The sequence below is a fragment of the Haloarcula marismortui ATCC 43049 genome (genome assembly GCF_000011085.1).
GTDB classification, from domain to species: Archaea; Halobacteriota; Halobacteria; order Halobacteriales; family Haloarculaceae; genus Haloarcula; species Haloarcula marismortui.
Genome location: NC_006396.1, coordinates 2,858,624 through 2,875,939, shown reverse-complemented (window position 1 = coordinate 2,875,939; position 17,316 = coordinate 2,858,624). Strand labels below are relative to the sequence as shown.

At 61.3% G+C, this 17,316-nt stretch carries 15 protein-coding genes and 1 tRNA gene; 11 read left to right on the top strand and 5 right to left on the bottom strand.

Annotated elements, in window-relative coordinates; all coding sequences use genetic code 11:
• The first annotated feature begins 213 nt into the window (after nt 1-213).
• From RR_RS18430 to RR_RS18420, 3 genes are all read left to right on the top strand, one after another.
• Nucleotides 214-678 (top strand): nucleoside deaminase, encoded by a 465-nt coding sequence (locus RR_RS18430; RefSeq protein ID WP_011224697.1) that lies wholly within the window; start codon nt 214-216, stop codon nt 676-678.
• A 63-nt stretch (nt 679-741) separates the two neighbouring features.
• Nucleotides 742-1,158, top strand: coding sequence for a CBS domain-containing protein (locus RR_RS18425; RefSeq protein WP_004964229.1), 417 nt, complete (start codon nt 742-744; stop codon nt 1,156-1,158).
• 132 nt (nt 1,159-1,290) lie between these two features.
• The gene (locus RR_RS18420; RefSeq protein ID WP_011224695.1) at nt 1,291-2,811 is read left to right on the top strand and encodes a hypothetical protein; all 1,521 of its coding nucleotides are present in this window, start codon (nt 1,291-1,293) and stop codon (nt 2,809-2,811) included.
• Nucleotides 2,812-2,863: 52 nt separating this feature from the next.
• On the opposite strand, the gene RR_RS18415 is transcribed toward RR_RS18420, so the two are convergent.
• Both RR_RS18415 and RR_RS18410 read right to left on the bottom strand, forming a co-directional pair.
• Nucleotides 2,864-2,936: transfer RNA gene (locus RR_RS18415), tRNA-Pro, on the bottom strand.
• A 104-nt stretch (nt 2,937-3,040) separates the two neighbouring features.
• Nucleotides 3,041-3,316, bottom strand: coding sequence for a hypothetical protein (locus tag RR_RS18410; RefSeq protein WP_049939093.1), 276 nt, complete (start codon nt 3,314-3,316; stop codon nt 3,041-3,043).
• 84 nt (nt 3,317-3,400) lie between these two features.
• On the opposite strand from RR_RS18410, the gene RR_RS18405 reads away from it, so the two are divergent.
• From RR_RS18405 to RR_RS18380, 6 genes are all read left to right on the top strand, one after another.
• Complete coding sequence (locus RR_RS18405; RefSeq protein ID WP_011224693.1) at nt 3,401-4,573, top strand: NAD-dependent epimerase/dehydratase family protein; 1,173 nt, start codon at nt 3,401-3,403, stop codon at nt 4,571-4,573.
• 2 nt (nt 4,574-4,575) lie between these two features.
• Entirely contained in the window at nt 4,576-5,508 is a 933-nt protein-coding gene (locus RR_RS18400; RefSeq protein WP_011224692.1) for an NAD-dependent epimerase/dehydratase family protein, read from the top strand.
• A complete protein-coding gene (locus RR_RS18395) occupies nt 5,501-6,496 on the top strand; it encodes an NAD-dependent epimerase/dehydratase family protein (protein ID WP_011224691.1) in 996 nt (331 codons plus the stop codon). The genes RR_RS18400 and RR_RS18395 overlap by 8 nt, the downstream gene beginning before the upstream one ends.
• 48 nt (nt 6,497-6,544) lie before the next feature.
• A complete protein-coding gene (locus tag RR_RS18390) occupies nt 6,545-8,878 on the top strand; it encodes an STT3 domain-containing protein (RefSeq protein WP_011224690.1) in 2,334 nt (777 codons plus the stop codon).
• Nucleotides 8,879-8,947: 69 nt separating this feature from the next.
• The gene (locus tag RR_RS18385) at nt 8,948-9,421 is read left to right on the top strand and encodes a hypothetical protein (protein ID WP_049939092.1); all 474 of its coding nucleotides are present in this window, start codon (nt 8,948-8,950) and stop codon (nt 9,419-9,421) included.
• A complete protein-coding gene (locus RR_RS18380) occupies nt 9,414-9,908 on the top strand; it encodes a metal-dependent hydrolase (RefSeq protein ID WP_011224688.1) in 495 nt (164 codons plus the stop codon). The genes RR_RS18385 and RR_RS18380 overlap by 8 nt, the downstream gene beginning before the upstream one ends.
• Nucleotides 9,909-9,913: 5 nt before the next feature.
• On the opposite strand, the gene aglM is transcribed toward RR_RS18380, so the two are convergent.
• On the bottom strand, nt 9,914-11,221 hold the full coding sequence (aglM, locus tag RR_RS18375; protein ID WP_011224687.1) for a UDP-glucose 6-dehydrogenase AglM: 1,308 nt from the start codon (nt 11,219-11,221) through the stop codon (nt 9,914-9,916).
• Between the two features lie 88 nt (nt 11,222-11,309).
• Between aglM and aglF the strand changes: the two genes are divergently transcribed.
• Nucleotides 11,310-12,065 carry a UTP--glucose-1-phosphate uridylyltransferase AglF gene (gene aglF / locus RR_RS18370; RefSeq protein ID WP_004964383.1) on the top strand — a complete coding sequence of 252 codons (756 nt, stop codon included), beginning with the start codon at nt 11,310-11,312 and terminating at the stop codon, nt 12,063-12,065.
• 356 nt (nt 12,066-12,421) lie between these two features.
• Nucleotides 12,422-13,837 (top strand): sugar transferase, encoded by a 1,416-nt coding sequence (locus tag RR_RS18365; protein ID WP_049939195.1) that lies wholly within the window; start codon nt 12,422-12,424, stop codon nt 13,835-13,837.
• Nucleotides 13,838-14,285: 448 nt separating this feature from the next.
• Here the strand turns inward: RR_RS18365 and glmS are convergent, their stop codons facing one another.
• Together glmS and glmU are read right to left on the bottom strand one after the other, a co-directional pair.
• Nucleotides 14,286-16,076 (bottom strand): glutamine--fructose-6-phosphate transaminase (isomerizing), encoded by a 1,791-nt coding sequence (glmS, locus tag RR_RS18360; protein ID WP_011224685.1) that lies wholly within the window; start codon nt 16,074-16,076, stop codon nt 14,286-14,288.
• A complete protein-coding gene (glmU, locus tag RR_RS18355; RefSeq protein ID WP_011224684.1) occupies nt 16,076-17,266 on the bottom strand; it encodes a bifunctional sugar-1-phosphate nucleotidylyltransferase/acetyltransferase in 1,191 nt (396 codons plus the stop codon). Before glmU ends, glmS begins: the two co-directional genes overlap by 1 nt.
• Nucleotides 17,267-17,316 lie beyond the last annotated feature (50 nt).

Below are 17,316 nucleotides of genomic sequence, written 5' to 3'. Positions count from 1 at the left end.
GTGAGCCGACAGGCATACGCTCTGGCATGTGCCAACGCGGGACAGATGTGACCCTGAGCGACCAGCGTGTCGCAGACTGAACCGTCGCGTGGTCGAGTGTGGGAAACGCGGCGTCGGCAGTGTTGGGAACGGTCTGACCGCCGTCAGTTCGCGGTCACGACCCCAAGCTCTCCCCCGCCGTGCCTACTTCCGACTGCGGGTCAAAGCGATGGTATGCCTATGTCAGAGTTCGACGAATTCGACCACGAAACGCACATACAACGCGCCTTCGAGCTGGCCCGGACCGCTGTCGACCGCGGCGACCGGCCCTTCGGGTCGGTACTCGTTCGTGACAACGAGGTTGTGATGGAGGCATCGAACCGCGTCCTCACTGAATCGGACGTGCGCCGCCATCCGGAACTCCAGCTGGCGCACCGAGCAATGCAGGAGTTTGACCCGGACGAGCGGGCAGAGACAGTGATGTACACGAGCACCGAGCCGTGCCCGATGTGTGCCGGCGGGCTCCGGTACGCCGGCCTCGGCCGAGTCGTGTACAGCGTCGGCAGCGACGAGATGGGTGAGTTCAGCGGCCACGAGGAGTCCGTCCGCTCTGGTGAAATCCTCGCCGGCATCACCGACGTCGCCGGGCCGATATGTCACGAGGAGGGACTGGCGATTCACGAAGACTTTGACTGGTAAGGCCACGTCAGCACCGATTGCGGGAGTCAAATGACTTATTATGTGTGTTTGCTAACTAGTGCTATGAATTCACTTGACACACCGGTCGAGCAGGTGATGACCAAGCCAGTGAAGACCGTCGACCGGGAGCTTGCCGTCCGCGACGTTTCGAAGCTCCTTGCGTCCGAAGCGGTCGGGTCTGTTGTCGTCGAAACCGAGTATGGACGAGGTATACTCACGAAAACGGACATTATCGCCGGCCTCCGCGATGGGATGGACCCAGATACGACGCCAGTTGGTGATCTGATGACGACGCCGGTCAAGACGATTGACCCCGGTGCCCCGCTAGAGGAAGCCATCGATACGATGGTCGAGCACAGCATCAAGCGACTCGTAGTCGACGGACAGGCCGACGGCGTCGGTATTCTCACGACGACAGACGTGATGCAGGAACTGTCGCCCGACCTAGACCGTGTCGTTGAGATGTTCGCGGAAGGATGACAGCCCGAATCCGAAAAGTCGGGGCTATAGAGACGCAGTCAGGCGGCTCCATCTCAAATTGAGTTCCAAGAACGCTACAAACCCCGTCTGAGCGTCCAGAAAGGGTTTACCGAGAGCGACGAATCGCTGCCCATGCGCAGACGTGCCCTCCTCGCGTCAGTCCCAGGTGCGCTGGCCGGGCTCGCCGGCTGTTCGTTCGGGACCCCCGGCTCAGACGAGACTGCCGACGTAACGCCCGCTCCGCGCCCGACGCAGTCAGTAACCGATGCGAACGACAGCGGGACAGAGAGGTCGGCGGACACCGGTAACCCGCTGCGACCAGACAATCCGACGACCGTCATCGAACTGGAAACCGGGCCGCGAACCTACGCCCTCAGTTCGGCAGGACTCCACACCGCCGACAGGGGACATGTCGGACTCTGGTTCGACCAGACGGCGACCGACGCCCATCCGGTCACGGTTCGCGGCTGGCTCCAGAACGGCAACGAGTTCGAGAACACGTTCAGGATCGAGTGGATTCCGGGGGTCGGACGGACACACAGCCGCCAACCCAGCGGCTACGACCACGAAGCACGCCTCCATCTCGCACCCACGGCCAACAACGAACTTGCCGACGAAGTGCCCTCGCTCGGCCGGACAGCCGAGGGGTACTGGCGCGTTGACGACGTCGGTCCGTGGATGCCCGACATCCACCGACTGGCCCCCGGTGAATGGGTCCAACTGGAGTACGCCCTCGTCGGCGAGCCGGGCCAGTCCGGGCGGCCAACCGGGTCCTACGAGTTCCGCGGCCAGGGCGACTCCCTCTCGGTTTCCGTCTGGGATACGCGAAGTCCCGGCCCGGAAACTGAGTCCCGGTTCGCTGGCCGGTCGCTCCCACCGCTTCCTGGCGACGGCGGCGTCCAATGGTTCCACGAAGCAGAGAGGGTGACCCCGGCCTTTGCTCGGCCCAGTACCGAGCGCGCAACGCTTGATACCCAAGTCGGCTTCGAGATGGTCAACAACAGCCACGGGCGACTGCAGTGTGGCCACTGGGACCTCTACAAACTCGTCGGCGGCGAGTGGTTCCACATCGCGCCAGGAGTCCACACCGCCGACTGTCGTATCCTGAAACCGGGCGGCCGGGACCAGTGGGGCCTCCGGGCGTTCAACGGGCAGGCAGTCGGGTGCAGCACCGACGACTGCACCTGCGATGGCCTCACGCAGGGCTACCTCGGCGGCGGCGAATACGCTATCGTTGCCGGCTACGGGCACGCGACGACCGAAAGTGGTGCCCTGGTCAAACTGGTTGGCGACAGCGCTGCGGTGACGCCGATCGACGGGGTGTCGACAGCCCGAGACAGTGATACCGTCACGGTGACGACTGGTCGCCACGGCGACGGCGAACGGCCAGCCGACGCGACGTTCTCGCTGACTCGCACCGACAGCGCGAGCGAGCGGGTTCTCGCCGAACAGGTGATGGCAAGCGCTCGGTTCGCCGGCCGCCCCGGTGGTCTCCGCAATGCCTTGCCGTTCCTGACCGATGATGTCGACCGCGTCGTCGTCGAGACCGACGAGCAAGTCGTGAACAACGGCATTGGCCACAATGTAGACACACGTCGGTTCCGGTTCCGCGGCCAGGCCTATCAGGTATCTCGCGGCCAGACCGACTATTGAGCGGAATCGCAGAGGACGGTACTGTCGTTATTTAGTAATTGCGTTGGAAAAATGGGCCGGCGCGAATTCGAATCGCGGTTACGGCCACCCGAAGGCCGAAGGATACCAGGCTACCCCACCGGCCCGTGCGATAGCGATTGGATAGAGGACAGGGTCAGTTTTAACGGTTGCGAAACAGCGAGATTGGGAGCAGTTTCACTGGTGAACCGAAGGCCGAAGACACGGACCTTCACGACGAACGTATCCCGGCAGAGACGTTCGCCACCTGTCTCGAAAACACACCAAACCCTGTTTTGACATCGACTCCTGACACACGATACCGATCATCTACCGAGTTGAGCCCGAGAGCGAGGCAGAGATAGCAGTCGATGACAAGCATGACGCGTGTCGCGTCGTCACGGAGCCACCGGCGGACGCGAACCAGTGCGTCTTCAAGCACTTCGACCGGTTCGATATCGGCCAGTAGAGGGAGGCTGTCGCTTCCGTGAGCGGGGTCAGGTGTCACACGAGCGGTCGGGCTGGACGAGGCAGGGAGGCAACTAACCAGAAGACTGATTACGCGTCATGGTTACTCATAATCTGAGTAACTATGACTATCCTCATCACTGGCGGCGACGGCTACGTCGGGTGGCCAGCCGCGCTGCGAATCGCAGACCGAACGGACGAGCGAGTGCTGCTTGTCGACAACTTCGCCCGACGAGGGTGGGTTGAAGACGTCGGCGCGACGAGCGCGACACCGGTTGCCAGTATCGACGAGCGTCTCGACGCGGCCCGCGAGGTCCACGGCCTGACGAACCTCTCCTTCGTCGAGGGCGACCTCGCCGAGAAGTCCTTCGTCGATGAACTGCTGGCGGTCCACGAACCAGAAGTCGTGGTCCACACCGCCGCGCAGCCGTCCGCGCCGTACTCCCAGATCAACGGCGAGCGGGCGAACTACACCCAGCACAACAACCTCCAAGCGACGCGGAACCTCCTGTGGGGCCTCGAAGAACACGACCTCACCGACACCCACTTCGTCGAGACGACGACGACGGGCGTCTACGGCGCGCCGGAGTTCCCGATTCCCGAGGGCGGGTCGACGATGGAGAACCAGGGCGAGCGCGACGAGGTACCGTTCCCCAACATGGGCGGGAGCTGGTACCACGCGACGAAGGGTTTCGACGCACAGAACATGCGGCTGGCTCACACGCAGTTCGACATCCCGATCTCGGACGTGCGAACGGCCATCGTCTACGGGACCGAAACCGAGGAAACCCGCGCTGACGACCGGCTCAAGACACGTTTCGACTTCGACTACTACTTCGGGACGGTTACCCACCGCTTCTGCGCGCAGGCCGTCGCAGGCTATCCCGTCACGGTATATGGCAAAGGCGAACAGCGCAAGCCGTTCATCTCGCTGGAGGACGCCGTCGAAGGGCTAGCCGAAGTGGCCCTGACCGACCCCGACGAGCGCCCCGAAGGCCTGACGGTGTACAATCAGGTCACACGCGCCATCAGCATTGTCGAGATCGCCGAGACGATTGCAGATGTGGGCAGCGAGTACGACCTCGATGTTGCTGTCGAGCACTTCGAGAACCCCCGCGACGAGGACGAGACCCACAAGATGGAGATCGAAAACGACCGGTACGCCGACCTCATCGGTGGCCAGTCACAGTCCTTCGAGGACGGCGTCGACGATATCTTCGGGACGCTGACCCGCTACGCCGACACCATCGAGGCCCACGAGGACCGCTTCCTCCCGGGCGTCCTGAGCGAGGACTGACAATGGACGTGCTGGTCACCGGGGCCTGTGGCTACATCGGCAGCGCGCTGATACCGCTGCTCCGTGCGGACGACCGCGTGGACGACGTCGTCGTCTTCGACGACCTCTCCTCAGGATCGCCGCGGGCGCTGCTGGGGACAGTCGGGGACGGGCTCGAATTTCGCCGGGGCGACATCCGCGAGTACGGCGACGTGGAGAGCGCCATGCGCGGCGTCGACCGCGTCATCCACCTCGCTGCCATCACTGGCGCGTCGAGCACACATGAACGCCGCGACGAAACCTTCGCCATCAACTACGACGGCACCGAGAACGTCCTGACTGCGGCCGGCAAGCTCGGTGTCGACCACGTCGTCTTCGCCTCCTCGTGTAACGTTTACGGCCGCGCGACCAGCACCGACATCGACGAGACAGTCGACCCGGACCCGATCAACCCCTACGCGGAGACGAAACTGCAGTCCGAGACGCTACTGCAGGAGTACTGCGAGGAGTTCGATATGACTGGCACCGCCCTGCGAATGGCTACCAACTTCGGCCACTCGCCGGGCATCCGGTTCAACCTCGTCGTGAACTACTTCGTGTTCCGCGCGCTCACCGACCGCCCGCTCACCGTCTACGGCGACGGCTCGAACTGGCGGCCGTTCATCCATGTCCGGGACGCTGCCCGTGCCTACGCGGAGGCGGCGTGCGATCCCGATTCCTGGGACGAACCAGTGTACAACGTCGGGTCGATGGACGCGAACTACCAGATCTCGGAGATCGCCGACATCGTCGCTGACGAGGTCGCCCCGGTCGACGTGACCTACCTCGAAGACGAGCATCCCGGTCCGTCGTATCATGTCAACTTTGACCGACTGAGCGAGACCGGCTTCGAACCATCGTGGACGCTCCGCGAGGGCGTCCGCGACCTCGCGGAGAAATTCACCACCAATGTCTGAGACAGAACCTACAAGCGAACAGCCACACATCGCCATCACCGGCGGTGCAGGCTACATCGGGAGCCGCGTCATCTACGAACTACAGCAGGCCCACCCCGACTGGGAGATCACCGCTATCGACAACTTCTATCTCGGTACCGTGCAGTCCGTCGGCGATGTCGATATCGAACACGTCGACATCCGGAACCGGGACCGTCTGGAAGCGGCGCTAGACGGGGCCGACGTCGTGATGCACCTCGCGGCGGTGTCCGGCGTCGACGACTGCGAGGAGAAACAAGACCTAGCGTACGAAGTGAACGTACAGGGAACGGACAACGTCGCCTGGTTCTGCCGCAAGACAGGCGCAGCGCTGATTTTCCCGTTCTCGATGGCCGTCATCGGCGACCCACAGGAATTCCCCATTACAGTCGACCACCCACGGGACCCGCTGAACTGGTACGGCCGAACGAAACTGCTCAACGAGCGCGATGTCGAGACGTACGCCGACGGCGCGTTCCCTGCCCACCAGTTCATGATATCGAACCTCTATGGGAGCCACGAGATAGACGGCCAGACCGTCTCGAAGGGGACCGTTATCAACTTCTTCGTGAACCGCGCGCTCGCTGGCGAGACGCTGACCGTCTACGAGCCCGGAACGCAGTCCCGGAACTTCATTCACGTCAAGGACGTGGCCCGGGCCTACGTCGATAGCTGCGAACGGCTACTGGAGCAACTGGACCGCGGCGAGACCGGCGTCGAAAAATACGAGATCGCAAGCGACGAGGACCCGAGCGTTCACACCGTCGCCAAACTTGTCAGGGACATCGCCGCCGATATCGCCGACATCGACGCCGACGTGGAGCTGGTCGAGAACCCACGGGGCGACGACGAGACACTCGTCGATTCGTTCACGGTCGATACCGGGCGGACGACCGCCGCTCTGGGCTGGACGCCAGAACACGACGTCGAGTCAGCGATTCGGACGGCGCTGGAGTCGGCGAACACGTAGACGACGAGTCTCGATGGATTTATTCGCCAGACCGGAAAGAGAAGATACATGAGCGATACGCCCGGGGCGGGAGCGGTACTTGATGACCGGCCCGAGCTACGAGATGCGACGGAAGTGGTTCTGGCCGTCGACGACGAGCAGGACGGCTGGACGTTCGACGACATTCCCATCGATTCGGGCCAGTTCGGCGAACTCGTCTCCGCTGGCATCGTCGAGAAGGACGGTGACGAGTACCGCGTCGCCGATCCCGACGCTGTGCGGGCCGCGCTTAACGGCGACTCCGAGGTCAGTAATGACAGCGGGCAGGGGCTAGCGCTCGGTGACGCGCTACGTTTTGATTTCGATACACGAGCAACTGGCCTGCTCGTCGCTGCCCTAGCGGTCGTGTTCGTCGCCCGAACGTACGTCATCGGGTCGATATATCGTGGCGGCGACATCGTCCTCTCGGGCAACGACCCCTACTACTACAGGTATCACGTCGAACAGGTCGCGGCAAACGCCGGCAGCGCGGCCGATTTCGGGGCACTCTCCGTGCTCCCAGGTGGATTAGCCAATGGGGAGCCACTCACGATCGCGACGCTCTGGTGGGTCGCCAGCCTCTTCGGCGGGAGCAACCCAGTTATTGGCCACGTTCTCGCCTGGTATCCGGTCGTGTCAGCACTCGTTACGAGCGTCCTGCTCTATCTGCTCGCAGTTCGGGTGTCAGGCGACCGGCGTGTCGGTCTCGCATCGGTCCTCTTTCTAGCGTTTATTCCCGGCCACGCCTTCCGGACGAGCCTCGGGTTCGCGGACCACCACGCCTTCGACTATCCCTGGCTGGGACTCACTGCCCTTGCACTCGTGGTCGCGCTAACGACAGCCACGAATCGAACATCGCTTCGTCAACCACAGCCGTGGATCGCCGCAGTCGGCATTGGTGTCGGGATTGCCGGCCAAGTGCTTGCGTGGGAGGCCGGACCGTTGCTTGTTCTGCCGGCCAGTCTGGTCGTATTAGGCCAGACACTTCTTGACGTGTCTAACGACCGGTCGGCACTGGTCAGAAACGCACCAGTTCTTGCCGGCGTTAGCCTCGGTGCGCTACTCGCTGGCGGTGTCCATACTATCACCGGCTGGCAAACTGCGCTTGTCGCTAGTGCGCCAGCACTGTTGACGCTGGGCACTGTCGCCGTCATTGCGACGGCAGAAGCAGCCAGACGCTTCGGTGGCACTGCCGGGCAACTAGCTGTGGTCGATATCGGGCTTGGCGTCATCAGCCTGCTTGTCTTCCGCTTTGGCTTCACAGAACAGTGGGGCACGTTCGACAGGCGGCTCGATACGCTGTTTCGGTCCGACGCGATCGCCGAGACGTACGGCCTGTTCAGCGCAGACGCCTTTGGCTTCCTGTTCCTGCTGGGCCTGACGCTGTTCGTGGCGCTTCCAGCGATGGTGTGGGGAATCAACCTCGCTCGGAGCGACCAAAGCGGCTGGCTCGTCGTCAGTAGCTACGCCTGGGTGTTGCTCGTCCTCGCCGTGATTCAAGTCCGTTTCGTCGGCGAGCTGGCCACGTTTCTCGCGCTGTTCGCCGGCCTCGCGTTCGTCTGGGCCGCCTCGTGGGTCGACCTCGCCCGTCCAGTACTAACGACTGGTGACAGGGACTTCCGGGACGTGCTCGTTCCAGACACCCGCGCGGTTGCGTCGCTGTTCGTGCTGTTCCTGTTGTTCGGGTCCCTCGGGATGGTGCAGGTTCCAGTCAAAACGAGTCAGGTACTCGTCGATGACGGGACGTACGACGCGGCGACGGCAATCGAAGCAGACGCCGCCGAGCGCGGTCTCGAATATTCCGAAAACTACGTCCTCAGCCGCTGGGGACAGAACCGCGTGTACAACTACTTCGTCAACGGCGAGTCACGAAGCTACAGCTACGCTCGCCAGACGTACGGACCGTTCATTGCAGCGACGGACCCTGATGAGGCCCATAATCGGATTTCCAACCGAGTCGGATATGTCGTGACGACAGAGGCAGACATTGAGGGACCGACCACGATGTACACTCGGTTACACCAGCGCTTCGGAAGCCGGGGCGATGATGTGGGTGGATTGGCCCACTACCAGCCAATATTCACGAGCGAAGACGGGAGCCACAAGGCGTTCGCGGTCGTCCCCGGTGGGACGGTAAAGGGCTCCGTGGCCCCGAATGCAACCGTTTCGGTCGAAACGACGGTCGCTGTCTCGGACAGAGAGATAGCTTACGAACGCCAGACGACAGCCGACCGGAACGGTGCGTTCACTGTTACCGTCGCAAACCCTGGGACGTACACGGTGACGACCGATAGCGGAAGTGAAACGACCGTCGAAGTCACAGAACAGACGGTGTACGGTGGCGGCAACGTCACTGTCGAGTGAGTTTCTGAGACAGGCACGCCGTAGTTCTGAAGCAAAACGACCATTCTACCCACCGAAAGAACAGAGGATGTGCGCGTCTGGGTCCGTGTCGTCATCATGCTTGTGCTGTGTCTGACACTCGGGGGACTGTGCATCCACGCGGAACTGACAGAGGACGAACGGTCACCGTATCCGGATGCTGCGGACCTTTCGGCCGGATACGAGTCATACGTCGGACAACAGCTCATGGTGTTTGGGACGGTGACAGAGACCAACGAAGGCGAGATGCGAATCAGGGCCGAAAGCGATGGGACGGCAATCACACTCAGGGTCACTGAGACGAGAACAGCCGTCGAACCCGGTGGCGTCGTCCAGGTGTACGGGACGCTCGAACCAGCGCAGACGATAGCGGCCGAGCGCGTCGAAGTTGTCAACAGCAGTCGGTGGGCCGAGTTCTACAAGTACGGTGCCTCGGCTATCGGCGCACTGGGATTCCTGCTGCTGTTCGTCCGGTATTGGCGCATCGACCGAGAGGCGTGGACGCTGGAGGCCCGCGATGGCTGACCTGCTAACACACCTGCTCGCCCCATATATCCTTCTCACGGTAGCGAGCTGGCGCGTCGACTGGCTCGATCAGCGCTGGGTCGTCGTTGGGATGGGCGGTGCGGCGATTCCCGATCTGGTAAAGGTCGGAATCGTGCTAAACGAGAGGGTAGTCGAAGCGTTTCTCGGCGTTCCGTTCACCTATATGCCTGTCTCTACACTCGGCGGAGTCCTGTTGCTCACTGGAGTCATCACCGTCGCATTCGAGCGACGACGCTGGAGACGAGTATTCGGCCTCGTGACGTTCGGCGGCCTCACGTCGTTGCTACTCGATGGGATGCGAGTGTACGCCGACGGACGAGCGAGCGCGTGGCTGTACCCGTTCACGAACTGGCAGCCGCCGACGCCGAGCCTATACGTGTCTTCGGACCCGACCGTGCTCGTGGTGGCAGTACTCGCTGCCGGCACAGTCGCAGTCCTTGACAGACAAATGCGAGTGCGTCGCTAACCGCACTACCAGGTCAATCCTTCGTAAGTGATGCCGTCGCGCCGCTTGATGCTCCGTCGGCCGTCAACAACGACAGGGGCAGCCATCTCATCGAATTCAGCGTCGAGCGCTCCGAACTCGTCCCAGCCAGTGACAACAACAGCGCCGGACGCACCCTCAAGAGCGATCGCAGCTGAGTCGGCGTACTCGATGTCGGGATAGCGCTCGCGCATATTCTCGGTGGCAACAGGGTCGTAGGCGACGATGTCTGCGCCACGCTCCTGCAGTCCCTCGATGACCGGAACAGCTCGCGTGTTTCGGATGTCATCCGTCCCGGGTTTGAATGCCAGCCCGAGAACAGCGATTCGTTTGCCGGATACGTCGACGTGGTCATCGATGAGGGAGAGGAGCCGCTCTGGCTGCGCGTCGTTCAGTTCCACGGCCGCGGAAAGGACAGCGGGGTCGTAGCCCTGCTCCTGCGCCGCGGCGATGATGGCGTCCGTGTCTTTCGGGAAGCAACTGCCACCCCAGCCGACGCCGCTTCGGAGGAACTGCTCGCCGATCCGGTCGTCCAGTCCGATAGCATCGGCGACCTCGTAGGCGTCAACGCCGAACTCCTTGCAAATGTTCCCGATGTCGTTGATGAGGCTGACTTTCGTCGCGAGGAACGTGTTGTTGGCGTACTTTATCATCTCGGCCTCGGCGATACCGGTTTCGACAACCGGCACGTCGCCGTCAGCAGCCTCGCGTAGCGGCGCGTAGAGGTCATTGAGAAGGGCCGTTGCGCGGTCGTCGTCCGTCCCGAAGACGAGTTTGTCAGGATTCAGGAAGTCCGCGACGGCCGTCCCCTCGCGCTGGAACTCAGGATTGGACGCGACGAGGAAGTCCGCCCCGCGTTCGAGACCGGCGTCAGCGATACGTGGTGCGAGCCGATCCTCGGTCGTGTTCGGGACGACAGTCGACTTCGTGACGACGAGATGCGGGTCCGCTGCCGCGTTCTCAGTGCCGGCCAGCGCCTCACCGATAGATGCCGCACCGGCTTCCATGAACTGGAGGTCGATGCTTCCATCGTCGTTCGATGGTGTCGGAAGCGCCAACATCGTCAGTTCAGTGTCGAGTATTTCTTCGTAGTCGGTACTTGCCCGGAGTCGCCCACCACCGTGTTCGGCGACAAGTTCGTCAAGCCCAGGTTCGTGTATCGGCGACTCGCCGTTATTGATTGCGTCAACGATGTCTTCGTCGATGTCTATCGTTACGACTTCGTGCCCGAGATCCGCAAGACACGCGGCGACCGTTGTCCCGACGTATCCACTCCCGACAATGCTGAGGTTCATCGGGCGGCAGTAGTCAAGGAGCGGATATTATAATTCGGATCTTATAATTCGACAAGAGTTTTATCGGACGGCCAACGAATTGAGAGATATGAAAGCTGTCGTACTTGCCGCTGGTGAGGGGACCCGTCTCCGCCCGCTGACCGAAGACAAGCCAAAGGGGATGGTAGAGGTCGCGGGGAAACCGATTCTGACCCACTGCTTCGAGCAGTTGATCGAGCTAGGCGCCGACGAACTGCTGGTAGTTGTCGGCTACAAGAAGCAGGCCATCATTAATCACTACGAGGACGAGTTCGATGGTGTTCCGATTACCTACACCCACCAACGCGAGCAGAACGGCCTTGCCCATGCACTCCTGACCGTCGAGGAACACGTTGACGACGACTTCATGCTGATGCTCGGCGACAACATCTTCGAAGCGAACCTCCAAGACGTCGTCAACCGTCAGGCGGAGGAACGTGCCGACGCCGCCTTCCTCGTTGAGGAAGTCCCGTGGGAAGAAGCCGGGCGGTACGGTGTCTGTGACACCAACAAGTACGGTGAGATCACCGAAGTCGTCGAAAAGCCAGAAGAGCCGCCGTCAAACCTTGTGATGACTGGGTTCTACACGTTCACGCCAGCTATCTTCCACGCCTGCCATCTGGTGCAGCCCTCCAATCGCGGCGAGTACGAGATCAGTGATGCGATTGACCTCCTGTTACACTCCGGGCGAACGATCGACGCGATCCGCATGGACGGCTGGCGGAACGATATCGGCTATCCCGAAGACCGCGATCAGGCCGAGGAACGGCTACAGGGCGAAATTAACCCAGAGATAGCCGCCGAAAACATCGCTGCAAGCGAGTGAGAACTCAGTTCGGGTAGCCTGGTCAGTAACCGGTGAGACCATACAGTCACGTCGGTCGCGTGGTTGTGTGGGTTCTCAATCAGAAGACTGGACCACCACCGTGAGACGATATCTGCCGTACAGCGTCAAATGGAACAGGCACAGAGAGGGTTGGATCAACGCTGCGATAGTCGACACGACTACGCTGGTGCGTACACCGTGGGTCCGTCGGCTCACGAACAGGTCTCGTGCAGCAGTGTCTTTCAGTGGCACTATGACAATGCAGGGCAGTTGGACCGCGTGTCCACGGACAGTAGCTTCAGTATTTGAGTTCCGGGACGCAGGACTTATCCCGGAACTCGGCAATCACACTGATAATTGATAGTGGCTGGCGGTACCGGGTTGCAAGTGTGGCCGGCGTTGTCGTGCTTACAGCGGTCGCCGTCGCACTTGTTAATAACGCGACCATCCAGTCGATAGCGACAACTATCCCGATACTCAGTCGGCTGCCGACTGACCCCCCAACGGGGCCAGAATTCACGATCGAGCTCTTGGTCACAATCGCGGTCGTCGTCAGTGTGTTCCTCCCGTTGTACAAACCTCGCCCACGGAGAATTCTTGATGCGATAGCACTGGCCCAGAAGCGGGTACTCGTGGCGGCTCTCGTCCTGGCGACGATCGGATACTTCGACTATTCGTACAAGCTGCCGCGTTTGACTGTCGTGTTAGTGACTCCCTTATTACTGGTCGCATTGCCCGCGTGGTTTGTGTGGATTCGGAAGCGACCGTCCTCAAACGGCGAGCGAACCATCGTCGTTGGCGATAACCTCCGAGTTATAGACGAAGTAGCAAGCGTAGTCAACGGGACGCTCCTGAGATATCTCTGTCCGACGAGTGTCATTACGACAATCGAACAGACCGAAGCCATCGCTGACGGCGGAACTAACCCCAGTGGGTTGGAACGGTTGGGTGGCCTCTCGCGGATTGAGGACGTGCTCGTCGAGTATGACATCGATACGGTCGTGCTAGCATTTGAACATGCCGACCGGGCGGAGTTCTTCGGCGCTCTCGACGCCTGTTACGAGTACGGTGTCAACGCGAAAGTTCATCGCGACCATGCAGATTCTGTGCTGACCGCCAGCGGTGGAGTCGGAACCCTGGTTGACGTAGAGATCGAGCCCTGGGACATACAGGACTACATTCTCAAGCGCGCGTTCGATATCGCGTTTGCATCGGCTGGGCTGATCGCGCTATCGCCGGTGATCGTTGGGATTGTAGTCGCGATAAAGCTAGAGGACGGCGGCTCGATACTGTACCGACAAGACCGAACAGCGGTGTTCGGCGAAACATTCTCGATCTACAAGTTTCGGTCGATGATCGAGAACGCAGAAGACGAAACCGGTGCGAAGATTAGCGACGAAGATGCGGGTGGAGTCGATCCACGCGTAACCGCGGTCGGGCGAGTGCTGCGACAGACGCATCTGGATGAAATTCCACAACTCTGGTCGATACTGCGGGGTGATATGAGCGTCGTCGGTCCACGGCCAGAACGACCGGTGCTGGATTCGGATATCCAGACTGGTGTCGTTGACTGGCAGAAACGATGGTTCGTCAAACCGGGCCTAACCGGTCCTGCCCAGGTTAATCATGTGACTGGAAAAGAGCCTGGCGAAAAGCTGCGATACGACATAGAATACGTGCGTGACCAGTCGTTTAGCTACAATATGAAACTCGTTTCGAGACAGGTCTGGAGCGTTATTATTGATATTATAATGGTGCACAGGAACCATTGAGAACAGTTAATCATCGACCGCAATACATCGGTCGTAATGAGCCCGTGTATCTCGGTAAGCGCTTCCGTATGGGAGTTGCACTGAATCTGAGAACCGTAATCATCACCCTGGTACACTGTTGTCACCGAGTTTTGATTAACGGTGAGAGGCAGTCACAGCGGCAAGGTAACAGGGCAGCGAGAATCTGCGCCACACAGTAACGTCGGAGTCAGCGCTCATCGTTATCGACCTACGCGAAACGTACACTGTCGGTCCATTACTCGCTGTTCTCGACGCTTTCACTCCCCAGCTTACGCGATTCTGGAAAAATTCTGGCCTCGGCACAGTGACACGGGCTATCGAAAAGATCCTCTCAGGCTCAAAAGCAGTCAAGCTGGCAGCAAAACTCCTCGAACCGCCAAAACCGTCAGAGAACCACGAGCAGCGCGAGTAGCCAGCTACGCGCCGCTCACTCTACCGTCACACTTTTTGCCAGGTTGCGTGGTTTATCGATGTTTCGGCCCAGCAATGCAGCTGTGTGATACGACACCAGCTGCAGGTGCGTATTCGCAAGCACTGCAGCGGCCCGCGGATGCGTCTTCGGAATTTGGAGTACGTGGTCGGCGTACCGTTCAACGTCGCTCTGTCCGTCAGTAATTGCGACCACCGGGGCGTCGCGCGCTTCGACCTCTTTGACGTTTCCGATCGTCTTGCGGGCGCGCTCGTCGTCGCCAGTCACGATAGCGAACACGGGCGTGTTCTCTGTCACCAGAGCAAGTGGGCCGTGTTTTAGCTCACCGGCAGCGAAGCCCTCGGCGTGCTTGTAGGTAATCTCCTTCATTTTCAGTGCGCCTTCGAGTGCCACGGGCTCTTGGTAGCCACGGCCGATGAAGAAGTAGGCGTTGGCGTCCTGATACAACCCAGCGACTTCCCGGGCGGCAGACTCATCAAGAACCTCCTGAACGTGACCGGGGAGGTCGCGGAGCGCGCTAATTACCTGCCGGGCATCACCGGTCGTCGACGTCCCAAGGGCGAGCAGGTTCAGCGCGGCTAGCTGGGAGGCGAAGGTCTTGGTAGCGGCGACGCCGATTTCCGGCCCAGCGCGGATGTACAGCGCGTGATCGCATTCGCGGGCCGCGGTTGAGCCAACGACGTTGGTCACGGCCAGCGTGCGTGCGCCGCGGCGGCGGGCGGCCCGAAGTGCGGAAAGCGTGTCTGCGGTTTCGCCGCTCTGCGTGACGCCAACGACGAGCGCGTCGCCGATGGGTGGCGTACCTGTGGCGTATTCGCTGGCGAGGAACGCCTGGGCGGGGACGCCCGCTTCACGGAACAGTTGTGCGCCGTGCAGAGCTGCATGGTAGGAGGTCCCGCAGGCGACGAACTGGACGCCGGTCGGGGAAAGGTCGCCGAGGTCGCCGATGTCGACCGTTCCGGCAAGTTCGTCGACCCGGCCCCGCAGACACTGCCGGAGCGCACGCGGTTGCTCGTGGATCTCTTTGAGCATGAAGTGGTCGTAGCCGCTTTTGCCGGTCTCCTCGGGGTCCCACTGGACGGTGTCGATGTCCTTCTCGACGACATTGCCGTCGGTGTCAGTGACGGTCCATCCGGCACCGTTGAGGCGGGCGAACTCGCCGTCAGCGAGGTAGACGACCTTGTCGGTGAAATCCCGGAAGGCGGGCACGTCACTGGCCAGATACGTCGCGTCGTCGTCGATGCCTAACACGAGCGGCGAGTCGTTTCGCGCGGCAAATACCGAGTCACAGCCGGCAACGACAACGGCGACGGCATAGCTTCCCTCAAGTCGGTCGACCGTCTCTCTGACAGCGTCTTCGGGGTCAGCTCCCGCCTCTAGCGCGTCTTCGATGAGATGGGGGACGACCTCAGTATCGGTGTCGGACGTGAAAGTGTGGCCAGCGCTGACGAGTTCGTCCCGCAGGGACTGGTAGTTCTCGATGATGCCGTTGTGGACGACTGCGACATCACCGGTGCAGTCCTGATGCGGGTGAGCGTTCTCGTCGGTCGGCGGACCGTGCGTGCTCCAGCGGGTGTGGCCGATACCGACCGACCCCGAGAGCGTCCGGTCCGACAGTGCCTCGCGCAAGTCGGCAATTTTCCCGGAGTGTTTGCACAGGTCGAGATGGTTGTTCGCAAGCGCGACGCCAGCGGAGTCATACCCACGGTACTCCAGCTTCGAGAGGCCGTGAACGAGCGTGTCGAGCGTTTCGTCGCCGCGGCCGACACAGCCGATGATCCCACACATCAGCGGACCACCTCCGCGCCTTCGCGGACAGTTCCATTGACTGTCACGCCAGTGGCGAGCCGAGCATTAGGACCCACGAGCGACCCGGAGACGAAGCTCACGTCACCGAGTGCGACGGCACGGTCGGCGATGACGGCACCGAGCCGCTGGTCCTCGAACACTTCTGTGCCGACCTGAACATCGGCCGGGCCACCAGGAACGACAGTGTTGACGCCCAGATCCACGTCCTGCCCGGTGACAGTGTCAATAAGAGTCGAACTCGGGTCGACACGCGTGTCCGCGTCGAGGACAGTGTGCTGGATGACGCTGTTGGCCCCGATAGTGGTGTTACGGCCAAGCGCGACGTTCGGACCGATGACAGCGTCGGGTCCGATCTCACAGTCCGGGCCAATGACAACCGGCGACTGGAGGGTCGCCTCGTCGTGGACGCGTGCGGAGTTATCGACCCAGACCTGCTCGTCTCGGGCCGATTCGACGACCCGGCCCCGCGCCAGCACCTCTCGGGCGACGGTCAGCAGGTCCCACGGGTACGTCGCGTCGACCCACATCCCGTCGACCTCGACTGCCTGAACGCGGTCAGATTCAAGGAGGAGTTCGATAGTGTCAGTCAGTGCCAGCTCGCCGGCATGACGGGTCGTTTCGTCGATAGCCTCGAAGATGTCGCCGTCGAAAGCGTACACACCGCCGTTGATGAGCCTGAACTCGTCGTGTTGTGGCTTTTCGACGATATCAACAATATCGCGGTCCTGTACCTCGACAGCACCGTACCGGCTGGTGTCTTGCCGTTCAAGGACGGCGATGCTTGTGTTCCCGGTCTCCGCGTAGGAGGTGTCTACCTCCTCGATAGTGGCTGCGTCGACGAGACGGTCACCGTTCATCACCAGAACCGGGCCGTCAACGACGCTCCGTGCCTGAAGGAGTGCGTGTCCGCTGCCGAGCTGTTTCGTCTGGCTCACGTAGGAAATAGGAACGCCGCGATATGTCGGCCCGAAGTGGTCCTGAACGCGGTCGCGCTTGTAGCCGACGACGACGACCAGTTTTTCGATGCCTGCCTCGACCAGCGCGTCGAAGACGTGTTCGAGAATCGGACGGTTTGCGGCCGGCAACATAGGTTTTGGCCGGTTTCGCGTCAACGGCCGGAGACGAGTCCCTTCACCCGCAGCAAGGACTACAGCCGTATCGATGTGCATACCTGTTGCAGACGGAGGAGGGGCTTCAATATGGCGGCCTTACCGAGATT

Coding starts and splice junctions, on each gene's coding strand:
- RR_RS18420 (WP_011224695.1), top strand. CDS start 1,291: ATGCGCAGACGTGCCCTCCTCGCGTCAGTCCCAGGTGCGCTGGCCGGG.
- aglM (WP_011224687.1), bottom strand. CDS start 11,221: ATGAACCTCAGCATTGTCGGGAGTGGATACGTCGGGACAACGGTCGCC.
- RR_RS18400 (WP_011224692.1), top strand. CDS start 4,576: ATGGACGTGCTGGTCACCGGGGCCTGTGGCTACATCGGCAGCGCGCTG.
- glmS (WP_011224685.1), bottom strand. CDS start 16,076: ATGTGTGGGATCATCGGCTGTGTCGGCCGCGGCGACGAAACGCTCGAC.
- RR_RS18405 (WP_011224693.1), top strand. CDS start 3,401: ATGACTATCCTCATCACTGGCGGCGACGGCTACGTCGGGTGGCCAGCC.
- RR_RS18390 (WP_011224690.1), top strand. CDS start 6,545: ATGAGCGATACGCCCGGGGCGGGAGCGGTACTTGATGACCGGCCCGAG.
- RR_RS18395 (WP_011224691.1), top strand. CDS start 5,501: ATGTCTGAGACAGAACCTACAAGCGAACAGCCACACATCGCCATCACC.
- glmU (WP_011224684.1), bottom strand. CDS start 17,266: ATGCACATCGATACGGCTGTAGTCCTTGCTGCGGGTGAAGGGACTCGT.
- RR_RS18430 (WP_011224697.1), top strand. CDS start 214: ATGCCTATGTCAGAGTTCGACGAATTCGACCACGAAACGCACATACAA.
- RR_RS18425 (WP_004964229.1), top strand. CDS start 742: ATGAATTCACTTGACACACCGGTCGAGCAGGTGATGACCAAGCCAGTG.
- aglF (WP_004964383.1), top strand. CDS start 11,310: ATGAAAGCTGTCGTACTTGCCGCTGGTGAGGGGACCCGTCTCCGCCCG.
- RR_RS18380 (WP_011224688.1), top strand. CDS start 9,414: ATGGCTGACCTGCTAACACACCTGCTCGCCCCATATATCCTTCTCACG.